Source organism: Nostoc sp. DedQUE04 (assembly GCF_034530995.1).
Taxonomy (GTDB): domain Bacteria; phylum Cyanobacteriota; class Cyanobacteriia; order Cyanobacteriales; family Nostocaceae; genus Nostoc.
In genome coordinates, this window is the sequence record NZ_JAVRCA010000029.1 from 49088 (window position 1) to 67759 (window position 18672).

The following is an 18672-nucleotide window of genomic DNA, read 5'->3' on the forward strand; positions in this document are numbered from 1 at the left end:
GCAGGCTTATACCTCATCATCTGTAGCTTTCTGTGCTTGTTCAATACAAGCTTGCAAACGTTCTGCTAATATCTGAACGTGGGGCTGATTTATCATCGTTACATGATTGCCTGGAACAAAATGGACATCTACTGGTTCGTCAGAAAAATTTCCCCAGCCCCAAGTTAAATCCTGCAAAATTTCAGCAGGTACTTCACTATTAGACTCATCAACAGTAGCAGTTTCACTAGCACGTAAGAGGGTAATTCGGCTGGAATAAAACTGTTGTGGTACATAACTAACTAAGCAGTTATTTTTGAGAAATTGCACCTTATTATTAAGCTGCGTAATTTCATCATCGGGGGGCAGAAGATCGGCATCTTTTAGTCGTTCGAGAACGTATTTCAGCTGATCTTCCCAAACCAAAGATTCAAGAGTATTGGTAGAAATATTCAAGTTCTTGGCGTAAACAACTTCGATCGCACGCGCAAATTCAAACAACCATTTACCGTTATCCCAATCAAAACCCATTGGCTTTTCCTGATAAAACGGTGCTTTGGTATCAAGAATGGCAACTAAAGCAACCTTATGACCTTTGTCAAGTAACTGCTGCGCTATTTCAAAAGCTAATTTACCGCCAAAAGAATGCCCTGCCAAAAAATACGGCCCCTGCGGTTGGATAGCTAAGAGTGCTTGAATATACTGGGTGGCTACATCCTCAACGGAGGTAATTGGTTCATCTCCTTTACAAAGAGCATCTGCTTGAAAACTGTAAAATGGTTGGTCTGAACCCAGACAACGGGCTAAGTTGTACAGGTAAAAGGGATCGCCAGCCGCCCCTGGAAGACAAAACAGAGGTGGTTTAGAACCGTGGGACTGAATTGCTACTAAGGGAGATTTAGTTAAGAAGTTGGAATCCGCTTGTATAACAGTCGCCAATTGTTCAACAGTGGGATTTTGGTATAAGCTAGCGATCGCAATATCCTTACCAAACTGCTGTTTAATTTGCGCCATTAAGTAAGGCGTTAAAAGCGAGTGACCACCAAGGTCAAAGAAGTTATCTTGTACTCCTACCCTGTCAACTTTCAAAATCCTTGACCAGATTTGTGTTAGTTGCAGTTCTACTTGGCTACGTGGCGCAACAAATTTGTCTGCGTCACTGCTGTCAAAAGGTTCTTGCAATGCACGCCGATCTACCTTACCGTTGGGTGTTAGGGGCAAGGAATCCAGAATAACTATTACTGGGATCATGTAAGCTGGCAGTTTTGCTTTTAAGAACTGACGCAGTTGGCTAAGTGTCGGTACACATTGTTCATGGGGTACTACATAGGCGACTAAACGTTTACTTCGGCTTACCTCGGCTCCGCTCGGCACAAGTCGCTCAGTACAAGTATCACCTGGGGTATCTTCCCAGACAATGGCGACAGTTGTTTGAATTTCTGGATGTTGATTGAGTACAGTTTCAATTTCTCCGGGTTCAACCCGAAATCCCCGAATTTTCACCTGATGGTCAATACGACCCAAAAATTCAATATTGCCATCTGGTAAATAGCGGGCTAAATCCCCAGTTTTATACAAGAATTCAGAATGAGAAAATTGGCCTTCTCTATCTCCCCTGCTTCGACAAAAGGGATTGGGGATAAATTTTTGCTTCGTTAATTCAGGACGGTTAAAGTAACCGTTAGCCAATCCAACGCCGCCTATGTACAGTTCACCAGTAACACCAATGGGGACGGGTTGGAAATTACTATCGACAATGTACATTTGTGTATTGTCAATAGGTTTTCCTATAGGCGGATAAGCAGGCCAAGTATTTGGTGTACCTGAGAAAGTAAAAGCTGTTACCACATGGGTTTCCGAAGGGCCGTAATGGTTATGAAGCGAACAATTTTCTAAGTTATTAAATAAATTAACAATTGGTCGATTTACTTGCAGTTGTTCGCCAGTAGTGATAATTTCTGTGAGATTTTTGAACAAATGTTTTTGCTGTCCGTATACCTCTGCCAATTGCTGAAGCACAACAACTGGAAGAATCACCTTCTGTATAGGTTTGCTTGCCAGGAAGTGAATTAAACTGTCCAAATCCAAACGCACAGCTTCGGGAACTATAAATAGCGTTCCACCAGAACACCAAGCGGCGAACATTTCGTGAATGCTGGCATCAAAACTTAATGATGCAAATTGAAGAACTCCAACTCCTGTTTGTAGTGTAGCTAAATGCCATTGAATCAAATTAGTGATTGCTCGATTGGGCAAAGCTACACCTTTTGGTTTACCTGTAGAACCAGAGGTAAATATTACGTAAACTAAGTTATTAGCTTCTACATGAGTAACGAGATTTTCTTGGCTCCATTGAGAAATTACTGCCCAGTCAGTATCTAAACAAACCTTGTACTGAGCGCAGCCGAAGTGAAGCTCTCCTTGATGTTCAGGTAGTTTGCTAATAAGTTGCTTTTGGGTAAGCAGTACCTTTACCTGGGTATCTTCGAGCATAAAGTGCAACCGCTCAATCGGATAGTCTGGGTCAAGTGGCACATAAGCACCACCAGCCTTCAGAATCCCCAAAAGCCCGACGACCATTTCTAATGAGCGTTCAACACACAATCCAACTAGCACATCTGGTTTTACGCCCAAGGACTTCAGGTAGTGTGCTAACTGATTTGCCCGACAATTCAATTCGTAGTAGGTAAGTTGTTGATTCTCAAACTCTACCGCTACTGCATCTGGAGTACGTTCTACTTGTTCCTCAAACAACTGATGGATACATTTATCAATTGGGTCATCCGTCTGAGTATCGTTCCATTCAGCTAATAACTGATGCTGTTCCCTTGGTGTTATCAGTGGCAAATGGGCGATTTGTTGCTGTGGGTTAGCTATAATTCCCTCAAGCAATGTTTGGAAATGACCTAACAAACGAGCGATCGCACCATCATCAAATCGGCTCGTATCATAGTTAATCTTCACCAACAATTGCTTACCAGGAGCAGCAATTACAGTTAGAGGATAATTGGTTTGTTCAATGCTGTGAATACTTTCTATAGAGAAACTGTGATTGTGCGATTGTACTGCCTCATCCACAGGATAATTCTCGAAGACAACAATGCTCTCAAACAAAGGCGTTCCTCTAGAAACTTCGCTCCACCCTTGAATATCTACCAATGAATTATATGAGTATTGCTCAGACTCTACTTGTTGTGTTTGTAAATCCTTCAACAAAGTCAAGACTTGGGTATCATCTCCAACTTGAACTCGCACTGGCAAGGTGTTAATAAATATTCCTACCATTGACTCAATGCCGACAAGAGACGGCGGACGACCAGAAACAGTAGCACCAAAAACTACATCTTTTTCTTGGTTGTAGCGACTTAGTAGTAATGCCCAAGTCGCTTGCACTAAATTATTTATCGTTAGTTGCTGCTGCCGTGCAAAAGTCTGTAGGGCAGCTGTCGCTTGCTCTGTCAGTTGGATTTGTTGTTCGCTGTAACTAGAATTTAACTGCTGTCGTTTTGACGATGGTTTATCAACTGTCAAAGAAGTAGGTGAGGTAAAACCTTGAAGTTTTTCTCTCCAGAATTGTTCAGCTTGGGTTAAATCTTGTTTCTGTAGCCAAGCAATATAGTTGCGGTAGTTTTGGGCTGGTTGAACGGCTACAGTTTCACCCTGAGAAATTGCTTGATAAAAATACAATAAGTCTTTGAAAACCAAAGGCATTGACCAGCCATCAAGCAATAAATGATGAGAACTCCAAACGAATTGATAACTATCTGCACTCAATTGAATCAGACCCAGGTACATCAGTGGTGCTTGATTCAGTTGGAAACCCTGTTGTCGCTGTGACTGTAAGAAAAGCTCTAATTGCTGTTGTTGCTCTTGGGTAGATAGCTGTTGCCAATCATGCCTGTTAAGGTTAATCTCCACCTGCCGATACACTACTTGAAGTGGCTGGGCTAATTGCTGCCAAACAAAAGCAGTCCGCAAGATGGAATGCCGTGCTACCACTTGCTGCCAAGCTTGCTCAAAAGCTGCTACGTTCAACTCACTTTTTAAAGTGAAACTTAACTGCTCAAAATATACTCCTGTATTTGGAGCATACAAACTTTCAAATAGCATCCCCTGTTGCATAGGAGAAAGCGGGTAAATATCTTCAATATTTTTGGAGTTAGTCTTGCCTAAACTTGCTAACAGTTGGTCTAGTTCTAGCTGTTTGAGCTTGGTTAACGGGAAATCTGAAGGTGTATACCCTCCACTCTCACCAGATGAACAATGAGCAATTAACCCTTGCAATATCTCGACAAAATCTTGCGCCAGACTTGCGATCGTGGTTTGCTGGTGAACATTCGTGCTATAAATCCACTCAATTTGCAACCGATCTCCAGTAATAATGCTGTTAATGTCTAATAAATGAGCGCGGTTGTTCTGCAAACTTTGGCTGTGTCCCGCAGCTTCGCTAGCTGGCTGTATCCAAGAAGATGTATTGAGAAGTTGATCGAATTGACCTAAATAATTGAAACTAATTTCTGCGTGCGGCAATGCCTGTAGTTGAGTAGCGATTTCTACATCTTGACTTAGATAGCGTAATAAGCCATAGCCAATTCCTTTGTTGGAAATAACCCGTAGTTGTTCTTTGACAGACTTTAAGGCATCGGCAAGATTTCCTGTAGCTCCCAGTTCTAAAACTACAGGGAAAATGGTTGTAAACCAGCCGATAGTGCGTGATAAATCCACACCATCAATAATATCTTCCCGGCCATGACCTTCTAAGTTGAACAGAACAGAGTTAGAGTTAGTCCATCTGCTCAAAACCAGCACTAAGGCAGTTAATAACACATCGTTAATCTGAGTGTTGTAAGCCTTCGGTACATCTTGCAGTAAGGCACGGGTTTGTGCCTCACTTAACGAAACCGATACTGTACTGGCTCCTTCAACAGTGTTTGCCCCTTGTGTATAGTCTACTGGGATGGAAGGAAGTGCGACACGAGATTCATTCAGCCAATAAGCCAGTTCAGATTTGAGGGCTTGTGACTGTGCATATTCGGTTAATTTATTAGACCAATCTTTGAAAGAAGTTGTTTTAGTAGGAAGTTTAATGACTTTACCTTGAGCAAGTTGCTGGTAAGCTGTTTGCAAATCCTCTAACAAAATTCGCCAAGAAACGCCATCAACTACCAAGTGGTGGATGACAATAAGTAATCGCGCTCTTTTGTCAATACCCAGATAGAAAAAGGCGACTTGCACTAGATTTTCGTAAAGATTTAAACTCGCCTGTAAAGAATTTGCCTTAGCTTCAATTGCTGCTTGTTGCTCACTCTCTGGAACTGTTGATAAGTCTATTTGAGAAAAAGCAACGCTATCAGTCACAGCAGAGTGAATTTGCTGCCAAGTAGAGTCAGACTGTATAAAACGTAAGCGCAGAGCATCGTGATGTACTAGCAATTGCTGTAATACTTGCTTTGATGGCTCTGGCTTGAGGTCAGATGGTACTGAGAGCAGAAATGATTGATTATAGTGATGCGGCTGTTGTAAATTTTGCTCAAAGAAATAGTGTTGAATTGGCGTTAGAGGTAATGTCCCCGTAACTAATCCTTGTTCTATTTGAATAACACTCTCTACGTTTGCCACTGTTGCTAACTGGGCAATTGTTTGATGTGCAAATAATTGCTTGAGACTCAGTTGCAATCCTGCTTGTTTTGCCCTGCTGATGATTTGAATACTGAGAATAGAATCTCCGCCAAGTTCAAAGAAGTTATCATGAATGCCTACTCGTTCTACTCTCAGGACTTCTGCCCAAATCTGCGCTAGTATTTCCTCGATTTGATTGCGTGGGGCTACAAAACTGACTTCCAGTTCTCCACGAGAGTCTGGTGCAGGTAAAGCACGGCGGTTTACCTTACCATTTGGCAAAAGTGGTAGGGACTCCAGCATCACAAAAGCATGAGGCATCATGTATTGTGGCAATTGCCCAGAGAGGAAGGAGCGCAACTGGTTAACTGTAGGTATCTGTCCTTGATGCGGTACTACGTAGGCGACTAGGCGTTTATCATCTGGTGTATCTTCACGGGCAATGACACAACACCCTTGTACATCATCATATTGGCTCAACCGTGCTTCGATTTCTCCCAACTCGATGCGGAAACCCCGTATTTTTACTTGATTGTCAATTCGCCCGAGGTATTCAATTGTGCCGTCAGGTAAATAATGTGCTAAATCCCCAGTTTTATAAAGGCGGGAATGTGGTTCATCGCTAAAAGGATTGGGAATGAATTTTTCTTTTGTCAACTCAGGGCGGTTGAGGTAGCCTCTTGCTAACCCAGCACCACTAATGTGCAGTTCTCCTGCTACACCAATGGGTACTGGTTGGAGATACTCGTCTAAGATGTAGATTTGCGTGTTGGCGATTGGGCGACCGATGGGAACAACTTGTCGCTCAATTCCTTGGTTGCAAGTCCAGAAGGTTGCATCAATACAAGCTTCCGTCGGCCCATAGAGATTGTGCAAGTTCATATTCAGATTACTTAACACGTTCTCTTGCACAACAACAGGTAAAGCTTCACCTCCGCAGAAGATTTGTTTGAGGGAGTGACAAGTTTCGAGTCCCCCTTGTTCTATGAGTATTTGTAATAAGGATGGTATAAATTGAACAGTAGTGACCTGCTCTTGAGCAATTAATTCTAATAGGTAAGAAGCGTCAGCATGACCTCCTGGTTGAGCTAATATCAGCTTTCCGCCTACTAACAAAGGAGCGTAGAATTCCCAAACTGAGGCATCAAAGCTAAAGGGAGTTTTCTGTAGCACTTTGTCTTCTTCAGTCAGGGAGAATGTTGTTTGCATCCAGAACATATGATTGCAAAGGTTGCGGTGCGAAAGCATCACTCCTTTAGGCTTTCCGGTAGAACCAGAGGTATAAATTACATAAGCCAAGTTAGTTGTTTGTACTTTTGCGATACCTACGGTAAGCTGCGCGATCGCATTATCTTGACTTGATTGTGAAATAAATTCCCACTCAGTATCTAAACATACAACTTGCGCTTGATGCTGGGGCAACTTTTCAACGACTTGCTGTTGCGTTAGCAGTACCTTAACTTGAGCATCTTCTAGCATAAAGCTCAAGCGTTCTTGGGGATAGTCTGGGTCAAGTGGCACATAAGCCCCTCCCGCTTTGAGAATACCCAGTAGTCCCACGACCATTTCTAAAGAACGCTCTACACAAATACCCACCAGTGTATCTGGTTTTACACCCAAAGACTGCAAGTAATGAGCCAACTGGTTAGCGCGATAATTCAATTGCTGGTAAGTCAGTTGTTGATTGTCAAAGATAACTGCTACAGCATTGGGGGTACGCTCTACTTGCTCCTCAAATAACTGATGGATACACTTATCAAAAGGATAATCTGCCTGAGTATCGTTCCATTCAACTAATAATTGCTGTTGCTCAACTTGTGACAACAAAGGTAATTGCGAAATTCGCTCCTTGGGATTAGCTACAATCCCTGAAAGCAAATTCACAAAATGCCCAGTTATCCGCTCGATTGTGCTGGCATCAAACAAGTCAGTGCTATACTCCCAAACACCCACTAATCCAGCACCTGAGTTGTACATTGATAAACTCAAGTCAAACTTAGTAGTTGTGCTTTGTGCTGTTAAAGGACTGATAGTTAAGCCTGCAAGCTCTAGTTCCGACATTGGCGCATTTTGGAGTGCAAACATCACTTGGAACAGTGGTGTATGACTGAGATTCCGTTCTGGCTGTAATGCCTCAACTAACATTTCAAAAGGCAAATCCTGATGATTATATGCTCCTAGAGCTATTTCCCGAACGCGTTCAAGTAATTCGCTAAAAGTGGGGTTGTCTGCCAAGCTGGTACGCATGACTAAGGTATTGACAAAAAAGCCAATTAACCCTTCTATTTCAGAGCGATCGCGGTTGGCGATCGGTGTTCCGACCAAGATATCTGATTGTCCAGTGTAGCGGTAAAGTAGGATATCAAAGGCTGTTAACAGAGTCATAAAGAGAGTACAACCTCTCTCCTGGCTCAGTTTTGTCAGTCTATTAGTCAACTCAACTGAAAGCGTAAATTCTTGAGTTGTGCCTGTGAAAGTCTGCACAGCAGGTCTTGGTCGGTCTGTAGGTAACGGCAATAAAGCTGGTGCATCTTTTAGTTGTTGTTGCCAGTAATTCAGTTGAGTTTGCAGTACATCCCCTTGCAACCAATCTTTCTGCCATAAGGCGAAATCTGCGTACTGAATCGGTAGAGGTGCTAAAGGTGACGGCTGACCTTGAGAATAAGCCTTATACAGTGTTGCTAGTTCAGAGACAAACACACCCATTGACCAGCCATCAGAAACCACATGGTGCATACACACTAACAAGATGTGTTCTGTCTGGGACAGGACTACTAATGTTGCTCTGATTAATGCTCCCTTTGCTAAATCAAACGGTTGAATAGCTTGTTGTTGCACCAATTTCTGTGTAGCAATTTCTTGTTCGCTTGGTGATAGATTTTGCCACTCAAGAACTGAGACTTTCCAATTCGTTTGTGTGTGAATGATTTGTATTGGTTGTTCATCAACAGTGACGAAGTTGGTGCGTAACGCTTCATGGCGATCGATAATTTCTTGTAAGCTTTGTTCTAAGGCAGCCCGATTGAGATTTCCGGCTAGACGCAAAGCTAAGGGGATGTTGTATGTAGAACTGTTCGGCTCTAACTGGTCTAAAAACCACAAACGCTGTTGAGCATAAGATAGGGGTAATTCTTCAGTAATCATCTCTTGCTCCTTGGTAGAATGCGTGGAACAGTTAAGTCTAAGTTTTGTTGCTGTAACTTCCCGATAGATTGCGCTAGTTCAGCTATGGTTGCAACATTGAATAATTCGCTTAAAGAGAGTTGGACTTTAAAGCGATCGCGGATGCGTGAAACTAGTTGAGTTGCAAGTAGCGAGTGTCCGCCAAGTTCAAAGAAGTTATCATGAATTCCTACTTGCTCTAATCCCAGCACTTGTGACCACATTTGTGCCAGTGTTTCTTCTATTGGTGTGCGCGGGGCAACATATTTATCTGAAATTTCGCTTTTTAAATCCGGTATGGGCAAAGCACGGCGATCTACCTTGCCGTTAGGAGTTAGCGGCAATGACTCCAAGATGACAACAGCATTTGGCATCATGTAGTCTGGTAATTTTGTTTTCAAGAATTGCCGCAGTTCGCTGCCTAAAGTGGGTGTACAGTCCTGATGCGCTACCACATAGGCAACTAAGCGTTTATCACCTCTATTATCTTCACGGAGGATGACGCAAGATGCTTGCACATCACCATGTTGGCTCAGGACTGTTTCGATTTCTGACAATTCAATGCGGAAACCGCGCATTTTTACTTGGTTGTCAATACGTCCCAAGTATTCAATATTGCCATCAGGTAAATAGCGTGCTTTATCGCCAGTTTTGTAGAGGCACGAATAGCGGTCAGAACTAAAAGGGTTGGGAATAAATTTCTGTTGTGTTAACTCTGGTCGGTTAAGATATTCCCTTGCTTGACCATCACCTCCAATATAAATTTCTCCTGGTACACCAACGCCCACGGGCTGTAGTTGGGAATTTAACAAATAGATTTGCGTGTTGGAAATTGGTTGACCGATGGGAATAGTTTTAGCGTTTTCGGGTACATCCTGCACCAAATACCAAGAAGTAAATGTTGTATTCTCTGTTGGCCCATAAACGTGGAGTAGTCGCTGCGGCGCACCATTTTTCAATACTTCTTTGACCCATTTCGGCTCGACAGCTTCACCGCCGAATAGAAGATGCCGTAGTGGATGGAAAGCACAAGGGACTTCTTGAGCAATTTGATTGAACAAGGCAGTTGTCAAAAATAACACGCTGATACCTTGTGCTTGAATAAAGGTTGCAAAGTCTTGTGGCGAAAGTGCCAAATCTTTGCTTACCCCCACCAATCGCGCTCCGTTAAGTAGTGCGCCCCAAATTTCAAAAGTAGCAGCGTCGAAGGCGTAATTTGAGGCTTGTGCAATTACATCTTGAGCAGAAATGCTCACATAGTTGGTTTGTTTGACTAATCGAACTACACCTCGATGGAGAACGCTAACACCTTTGGGTTGACCTGTAGAACCGCTTGTGTACATTACATAAGCTAAGTTATCAGCTTTGACGCTGGTAGTTGGGTTCTGTTGTGTTTGTTGACTGATGATATCCCAGTGTGAGTCTAAGCAAACTACATTAGCTTGGCTGCCTAACTTACCAACTAGCTTTTCTTGAGTCAAGATAACTGATAGCTGAGTGTCTTCGATCATGAAGCTTAATCGCTCTTGGGGATATTCTGGATCGAGTGGCACATAAGCACCACCCGCCTTGAGAATTCCCAACATTGACACCACCATTTCTAATGAACGTTCAACGCACAACCCAACCAATACTTCTGGTTTAATCCCAAGAGTTTGGAGATAATGAGCAAGTTGATTTGCTCTGGCGTTTAACTCGGCATAAGTCAGCTGTCGATCCCCAAATATCACCGCCGTTGCATCAGGTGTTTGTTCTACTTGTGCTTCAAACAACTGGTGAATACTTTTATCTGCGGGATACTCTACTGCTGTGTTGTTCCACTCCACTAAAAGTTGATGACGCTCCTCACTAGACACAAGAGAGTGCAACTCATAGCGTCCTTGTGGCTCCTTCGCCATTGCCGCTAGAACTCTCAGATAATAATCACTAATCCTGTTAATTTGTTCGGTGGATAACTCGCAGGAATCGTACTTTAAATTCAGTGTTATGTCAGAAGAATTAGGACTGACGCTGAATTGAGCTAAGAAAGTAAAGTTTGTTTGTTCAAAAAACTTTCCACCTAGCAGTTGTAAATTATCGAGTTCCAGTAGCTGTTCGTAGACATGGAAATGGGTGAAATTAAACGCCGTCTCAAACAAAGGTTCACCACCCAAACTCCTCTGTATTTCCGCCAAAGGATAGCGACGGTGTGGCAACATTTCTCGTTCTGCTGCAAACACTTGTTGCACCAAGTCTATCCAAGTGCCTCCAGCAAATTGCAGGCGGAAGGGCAATGTATTCAGGAATAGTCCCAGAACTCGCTCACCATCATTTTGTTCAGGTCGTCCGTTAGCGGCTACCCCCGTTATTACATCTTCTTCACCACTGAGGAAATTTAATACTCGCAGATGGGCAGCCAAAAGCACACTCTTGAGTGTAGCTTCTGCGGAGTGAGCCAGCTGTTTTAAGCCAGCAAAAATCTCAGGAGCTAGATTTACCTCTTGCACACTAAGTTCTGTAACATTGGTATGTTTTGGTACAGAAGACCAGCGAGGTAATTTGGTGAAAGTGCTGTCATTTAACTTTTCACTCCAGTATCGCTGAGTTTCTGGTGAAGCGATCGCTTGTTGCTCTAAAGCTACAAAATCCCGGAACGCAATACTAAATGGCGATACATAATCTACTGATTCGCCTAAAAGTGACAAGTAACGTTTAAAAAACTCACTCATCATTGAAGCAACACTCCACCCATCAAGAATGGCATGGTGGAAGCTCAAAGACAAATTAAATGTTTCCGGTGTGCGACGATGCACAAAGAAACGCAATAGAGGAGGATGAGTCCAATCAAAATGACGTTTCTTTTCAGCTTCAAACCAAGCAGTTAAGCCTTCTTCTTGCTGAGAATGATTCAAATGACACCAATCTTCTACCTGCAAAGGAATCTCAACTTGCTGATGAACCAGTTGCAACGGAATACTAAATTTACTAAGCTCAAACGAAGTCCGCAGTACAGGGTGATGATTGATTAAATCTTGAATAGCAACTTGTAAAAGTTGAACATCAAACGGGGTTTTGAGGTGGAAACTGAAAATGTCGTGATATGTACTATCTTGGCTGTACTCACTGTGGTAAACCATTCCCATTTGCAACATAGCCAGGGGATAGGCATCCTCTACACCGTCGGGTAAATGTTCTTTGTCTGTTTCAGAAATGAGACTGAATGGTTGAGTTAATTCTAATTTTGTAGCGTCATTCTTTTGTGTTTTCAGCTCTTGGATTAGCTCGTGAATTGTTTGATGTTGGAATAGCTGTGCAAGAGAGAAACTCAAACCTTGTTCTTTAGCTTGAGACAGCACTTGAATGCTACGGATAGAATCTCCACCTAAAGCAAAGAAGTTATCATGAATACCCACCTGCTCAATACCGAGAACATTAGCCCAGATAGTGGCTAATATTTTTTCTTCTCTTGTGCTAGGCGTAACAAAAACATCTTCTAGTTCTGGTCTTGCAGTGTCAGGTACAGGTAAAGCGCGACGGTCTATCTTACCATTTGCTGTCAGTGGGAGAGCTTCTAACTGGACAAAAGCACTTGGAACCATGTAGCTTGGCAGTTGGTTGCTGAGGAAGCGACGTAGTTCTTGGATTGTCAAAGATTGCCCCACCTGCGGCACTACGTAAGCCACTAAACGTTTACTTCGACTCCGGCTCCATCGAGCGAAGTCGAGATGCTCAGTACAAGTGTCCCCCGGTTCATCTTCTCGCACCACCACCACACTTTCCCAAACATCTGGGTGAGCAGCTAGTAATGCTTCAATTTCTCCCAACTCAATGCGGAAACCACGAATCTTGACTTGATTATCAATTCGCCCCAAATACTCTAACTCGCCATTGGGCAAATACCGTGCTAAGTCCCCTGTTTTATATAGTCGCGCTTTGTCGTAGTTGCTAAAAGGATGAGAAATAAAGCGTTCTGCTGTCAGTTCTGGACGATTCAGATAACCGCGCGCCACCCCAGCACCACCAACGTACATCTCACCAGGAACGCCAATTGGTACTGGCTGTTTATATTCGTCCAGCACATACACCTTGAGGTCAGGTATCGGACGACCTATAATACTGGCTGTGTGATTTAAATCTTCCTTGCTCAATGGACGATAAGTGACGTGTACAGTAGTTTCCGTAATCCCGTACATATTCACTAATTGGGGTGAGGTGTCGCCATGTCGCTCAAACCAAGGCTGTAAGCTCTTGATTTCTAAGGCTTCTCCACCGAAAATTACCAAGCGTAAGTTTAAATCACTAGTGGTTAAACTTGACTGTTCAGCTTGAATTAATTGGCGGAAGGCAGAAGGTGTTTGATTGAGAATTGTGACTTGCTCTTGAGCTAATAACTGATAGAAGGATTCGGGCGATCGCGTCACTAAATACGGAACTACTACCAGTCGTCCACCATACAGCAATGCGCCCCAAATTTCCCACACGGAAAAGTCGAATGCATAAGAGTGGAACATTGTCCACACATCATCTTGACTAAAGTGATACCAAGAATCTGTGGCTGCAAACAGACGCACTACATTTGAGTGGTTGACTAAAGTGCCTTTTGGTTGACCTGTTGAGCCTGATGTGTAGATGACATAAGCTAAGTTATCAGTTGTAGAGCCACTAACTGGATTGTCTTCACTTTCTGTAGATATATCTTCCCAGTCTCGATCTAAGCAGAATACACGGGCGGTATGTTCCGGTAAGCTAGTGAGCAATTTCTTTTGAGTCAACAGTATCTGCACCTGTGAATCATTGAGCATATATGCCAAACGGTCAGTAGGGTAGTCTGGGTCAAGTGGCACATAAGCCCCACCTGCCTTAAGAATCCCTAACAGCCCTACCACCATTTCTAAAGAGCGTTCTACACACAACCCAACCAGCGTATCTCCTTCCACACCCAATGAGCGCAAGTAATGAGCCAACTGGTTAGCGCGACAATTCAACTGGTGATAGGTAAGTTGTTGATTTTCAAATACAACTGCTACTGCATTTGGGGTACGCCCAACCTGTTCTTCAAACAACTCATAGATACACTTATCCTGAGAATAATCCGCCTGAGTATCGTTCCACTCTACTAATAACTGTTGTTGCTCAGGTTGTGTCAGCAGTGATAATTGAGAAATGCGCTCAGTAGGGTTAGAAACGATACTTTCCAGCAAGGTTACAAAATGCCCACTCATCCGCTCAATTGTGCTGGCATCAAATAAGTCAGTACTGTACTCCCATACACCCACCATTCCAGTACTTGTACTGAGCGTAGTCGAAGTAGGAGTGTTCTGCATTAATAAAGACAAATCAAACTTAGCTGTTGCGCTTTCTGCAATCAATGGGGTGACACTTAACCCAGTCAACTCAACTTGAGACATAGGCGCATTCTGGAGTGCAAACATCACTTGGAACAGTGGTGTATAGCTGAGGTCTCTTTGTGGCTGCAATGCCTCAACTAGCATTTCAAAAGGCAAATTCTGATGAGCATAAGCATCCATTGCCATTTCTCGAACACGAGTGAGCAATTCGCTAAAGCTGGGATTATCTGCCAAGTTACTACGCATCACTAAAGTGTTGACAAAAAAGCCAATTAACCCTTCTGTCTCACTGCGATCGCGGTTTGCAATAGGAGACCCTACTAAAATGTCTGCTACACCTGTGTAGCGATAAAGTAAAGTATCATAAGCTGCCAAGAGCGTCATGAACAAAGTTACTCCTTGCTCCTGACTCAGTTTTGTCAGCCGATTAGTTAACTCAACTGACAGTGCAAACTCTTGATATGCGCCAGCGAAAGTCTGCACCGCAGGTCTAGGCCGGTCTGTAGGTAGGGGCAATAAAGCTGGTGCGTTTGCTAGTTGCTGTTGCCAGTAACTTAGTTGGCTTTGCAGTATATCTCCTTGTAACCAGTTTCTTTGCCATAAGGCAAAATCTGTATACTGAATCGGCAATGGTGTTAAAGGTGACGGCTGACCTTGAGAATAAGCATTGTATAGTGCTGCTAATTCTTGGATAAACACACCCATTGACCAAGCATCAGACACCACATGGTGCATACACACTAACAAAATGTGTTCTGTCTCGGACAGCACTACTAATGTCGCCCGGAGTAATGCAACACTTGCCAGTTCAAAAGGCTGAATGGCTTGTTGTTGTATTAATTGCTGTGTGGCTATTTCTTGTTCGTCTGGTGGCAGATATTGCCACTCAAGAACTGAGAGCGTCCAATTCGTTTGTGTTTGAATGATTTGAGAAGGTTTTCCATTAACAGTGACGAAATTCGTGCGTAACGCTTCATGGCGATGAATAATTTCTTGTAAGCTTTGTTCTAAGGCTGCCTGATTAAAAGTTCCGGCTAGACGCAAAGCTAAGGGGATGTTGTATAAGGCAGTGTTCGGCTCTAATTGGTCTAAAAACCACAAACGCTGTTGAGCATAAGACAGTGGTAATTGAGCATTCGTCTCTCTTGGTAAGATAGGTGGTGCAGAGAGTTCTATTTTTTGTTGCTGTAACTGCTCAATTGCTTGTGCTAATTCGGCAACTGTTGCTTTGGCAAATAACTCACGCAATGGTAGTTCTAGTTTGAAAATGTTGCGAATGCGTGAAACTAGTTGCGTTGCTAGTAGCGAGTGTCCCCCAAGTTCAAAGAAGTTATCATAAACTCCTACTTGCTCCACTTTCAGCACTTGCGCCCAAATTTGTGCCAGTAGTTCTTCAATCGGAGTGCGTGGGGCTACGAATTTGTCTGAATTACTGCTGTCTACATCAGGTGCAGGTAAAGCACGGCGATCTACTTTACCACTAGGAGTCAGTGGCAAGGAATCCAACATCACAAAAGCATTAGGTACCATGTACTCTGGCAGCTTTGCTTTCAGGAATTGCCGCAGTTCGCTGATTGCCAATGTACAGTTCTGATGTGCTACCACGTAGGCAACTAAGCGTTTATCACCTGGAGTATCTTCGCGGACGATCGCACAAGATGCTTGCACATCACCATATTGGCTCAGTACTGCTTCAACCTCGCCTAACTCAATGCGGAAGCCTCGGATCTTAACCTGATTATCAATGCGTCCCAGATATTCGATGTTGCCATCTGGTAAATAGCGTGCTAAGTCCCCAGTTTTATATAATCTACTCCCTACTGTCTTCTCAAAGGGATTGGAGATAAATTTTTCTTGTGTTAACTCCCTTCGATTAAGGTAGCCCCGCGCCAAAGAGACACCACCAATGTACAATTCTCCCGGTATACCAACGGGTACAGGCTGTAGACACTTATCTAAAATGTAAATTTGTGTATTCGCGATCGGTCGTCCAATCGGAGGAAGTAACGGCCAATTCTCTATTGGATTAGCCAAAGTAAAAGTGCTGATTACATGGCTCTCTGATGGCCCGTAATGATTGTGCAAAGTACAATCAGTTAGTTTGCCCAACCACCCAGAAATAGCGGGAGTAATCTGCAACTGCTCCCCAGCAGTAATAATTTCCCTTAGATGACTATTAACTAATTCACTATCAACAGCGACTTCAGCTAATTGCTGTAAAGCAACAAAGGGAACAAACAGTCTCTCAACAGATTTTTGTTGGAGAAAACCTAACAAAGCTACTGGATCTCGGCGCAACTCTTCCGTAATTAAGAACAATGTGCCTCCCGAAAACCAGGTAGTGAATATTTCTTGGAAAGAGACATCAAAGCTAATAGGAGCAAATTGCAGCGTTTTTGCTCCAGTAGAAATTGTAGTATTTTGCAGTTGCCACAGAATCAAATTGCAAAGAGCAAGCTGATTCAGAGCTACACCTTTAGGTTGACCTGTAGAACCAGAGGTATAAATTACATATGCTAAATTAGTTGCTTGTACGCCAGGGATGAAATTATCCTGACCAGACTGGGAAATTTGTTGCCAGTCAGTATCTAAGCAGACAAGTTTTGCTTGATGCTGAGGTAGTCTCTCCTGGAGTGATTGCTGGGTCAACAACACTGAAACTTGAGCATCTTCTAACATGAAACTCAGGCGTTCAGTTGGATACTCTGGGTCAAGTGGCACATAAGCTCCACCTGCCTTGAGAATCCCTAATAGTCCCACGACCATTTCTAAGGAACGTTCCACACACAACCCGACCAATACATCGGCTTTCACTCCCAAAGACTTCAGGTAGTGCGCCAACTGATTTGCACGGTAATTTAATTGGTGGTAAGTCAGTTGTTGATTGCCAAATTCCACCGCTACAGCATTGGGTGTGCGCTTAACCTGCTCCTCAAACAACTGATGGATAGATTTATCTTTGGGATATTCAGTTTGAGTATCGTTCCATTCGACAAGTAACTGTCGTTGTTGTGCTTGTGTCAGTAGAGGCAATTGGGAAATTTGCTGTTGTGGATTAGTAACAATGCTTTCGAGCAAGGTCACAAAATGACCCGCCATCCGCTCTATGGTGGGCGCATCAAACAAGTCTGTGTTGTATTGCCACACAGTTGCCAGCCCAGAGGTAGTATTTTTAATGAATAAAGTCAAATCAAACTTGGCAATTGTTCTTTCTGTCGCTAACGGACTGACAGTTAACCCAGTAAACTCTACTTCAGACATGGGAGCATTTTCGAGGACAAACATCACCTGAAACAGTGGTGTATGGCTGAGGTCTCGTTGTGGCTGTAATGCTTTTACCAACTCCTCAAAGGGCAGGTCTGGGTGAGCAGAAGTTAAGAGTGTCAGTTGCCGCACTCGGTTCAGTAACTGTTGAAAAGTGGGGTTGCCTGACAAATCGGTACGTAATACTAAAGTGTTGACAAGAAAGCCAATTAACCCTTCAAGTTCTAAGCGATCGCGTTTAGCAATGGGTGTGCCTACTAAAATGTCATCGGAGCCTGTATAGCGATAAAGCAAGGTAGCAAATGCTGCGAACAGCGTCATGAACAGAGTAGCTCCCTCTTGCCTGGTGAAATTAGCAACTGCTTGACTCAGTTGATTTGAAAGTTCAACACTGTAGAGTGCGCCTCGGAAAGTTTGAATAGCTGGTCTTGGTCTGTCTGTGGGTAATTCTAGTAAGGTGGGAGCGTTTTTGAGTAGTTGTTTCCAATAGTCAAGCTGTGTTTCTAGTATTTCTGCTTGTAACCACTGCCGTTGCCAAATAGCAAAGTCGGCATACTGAATTGGTAGCTCAGGTAACTCTGGAGATAAGTTATTGCTAAGGGCTGAGTAAATGGTTGCTAATTCCCGCATTATCACACCCATTGACCAACCATCAAAAACAATGTGGTGTATTGTGATTAGCAAGACGTGTTCTACCTCTGTGAGTTTAAGCACAGAAGCTCGAATTAAAGGAGAATTAGCAAGGGCAAAGGGTCGAGTTGTTTCTGCTGTGGCTAATTGCTGACAAGCGATCGCTTTTTCACTTTCAGGTAAATCTGTTAAATCTATAATTGGCAGATTTAAGATTAAGCTGTCAGCAATTACTTGGACTGGCTGCTCGTTGATGGTGTCAAAGTTAGTACGTAATGCTTCGTGGCGAGAGATAATTTTGTTGAGGCTTTGCTCTAGTGCTACGACGTTCAACTGACCGTGCAGTTTTAGAGCTGCTTGTTCGTTGTAGAAGGGGTTATCTGGTTCCAACTGGTTCAATAACCAGATTTGTTCTTGGCCAAAAGACAGAGGTAAGTTCTGAGGACGATCGACTTTGATCGGGGATAAATCTGTGTTAGTAGCGATACCTCCAGTGAACTTTACTAACTCATTTTTCTGGTGCAGCAACGAAACAAGTTCTGCTTTACGGTTAACCAGTAAATTACGAGTGTCTGGTGTCAATACTCCTTTGGGGGCATTAACACGCAACTGCTCGCTCTCAACCCACAACTTCACACCCTGCTTAGTTAGATCGGCTACCAATTTTTCGATATTCACAGAAACTTACCTC

The 18672-nt window shown here is 43.2% G+C and carries 2 protein-coding genes; both read right to left on the reverse strand.

Annotated elements, in window-relative coordinates; genetic code table 11:
* Positions 1 to 6: 6 nt before the first annotated feature.
* Positions 7 to 8742, reverse strand: a complete 8736-nt coding sequence (locus tag RM049_RS20290; protein ID WP_322705436.1) for a non-ribosomal peptide synthetase — start codon at positions 8740 to 8742, stop codon at positions 7 to 9.
* A complete protein-coding gene (locus tag RM049_RS20295; protein ID WP_322705437.1) occupies positions 8739 to 18659 on the reverse strand; it encodes a non-ribosomal peptide synthetase in 9921 nt (3306 codons plus the stop codon). Before RM049_RS20295 ends, RM049_RS20290 begins: the two co-directional genes overlap by 4 nt.
* Positions 18660 to 18672 lie beyond the last annotated feature (13 nt).

What these genes read in the sequence shown, in the direction of transcription:
- RM049_RS20290 (WP_322705436.1), bottom strand. Translation starts at nt 8,742, where the DNA reads ATGATTACTGAAGAATTACCCCTATCTTATGCTCAACAGCGTTTGTGG.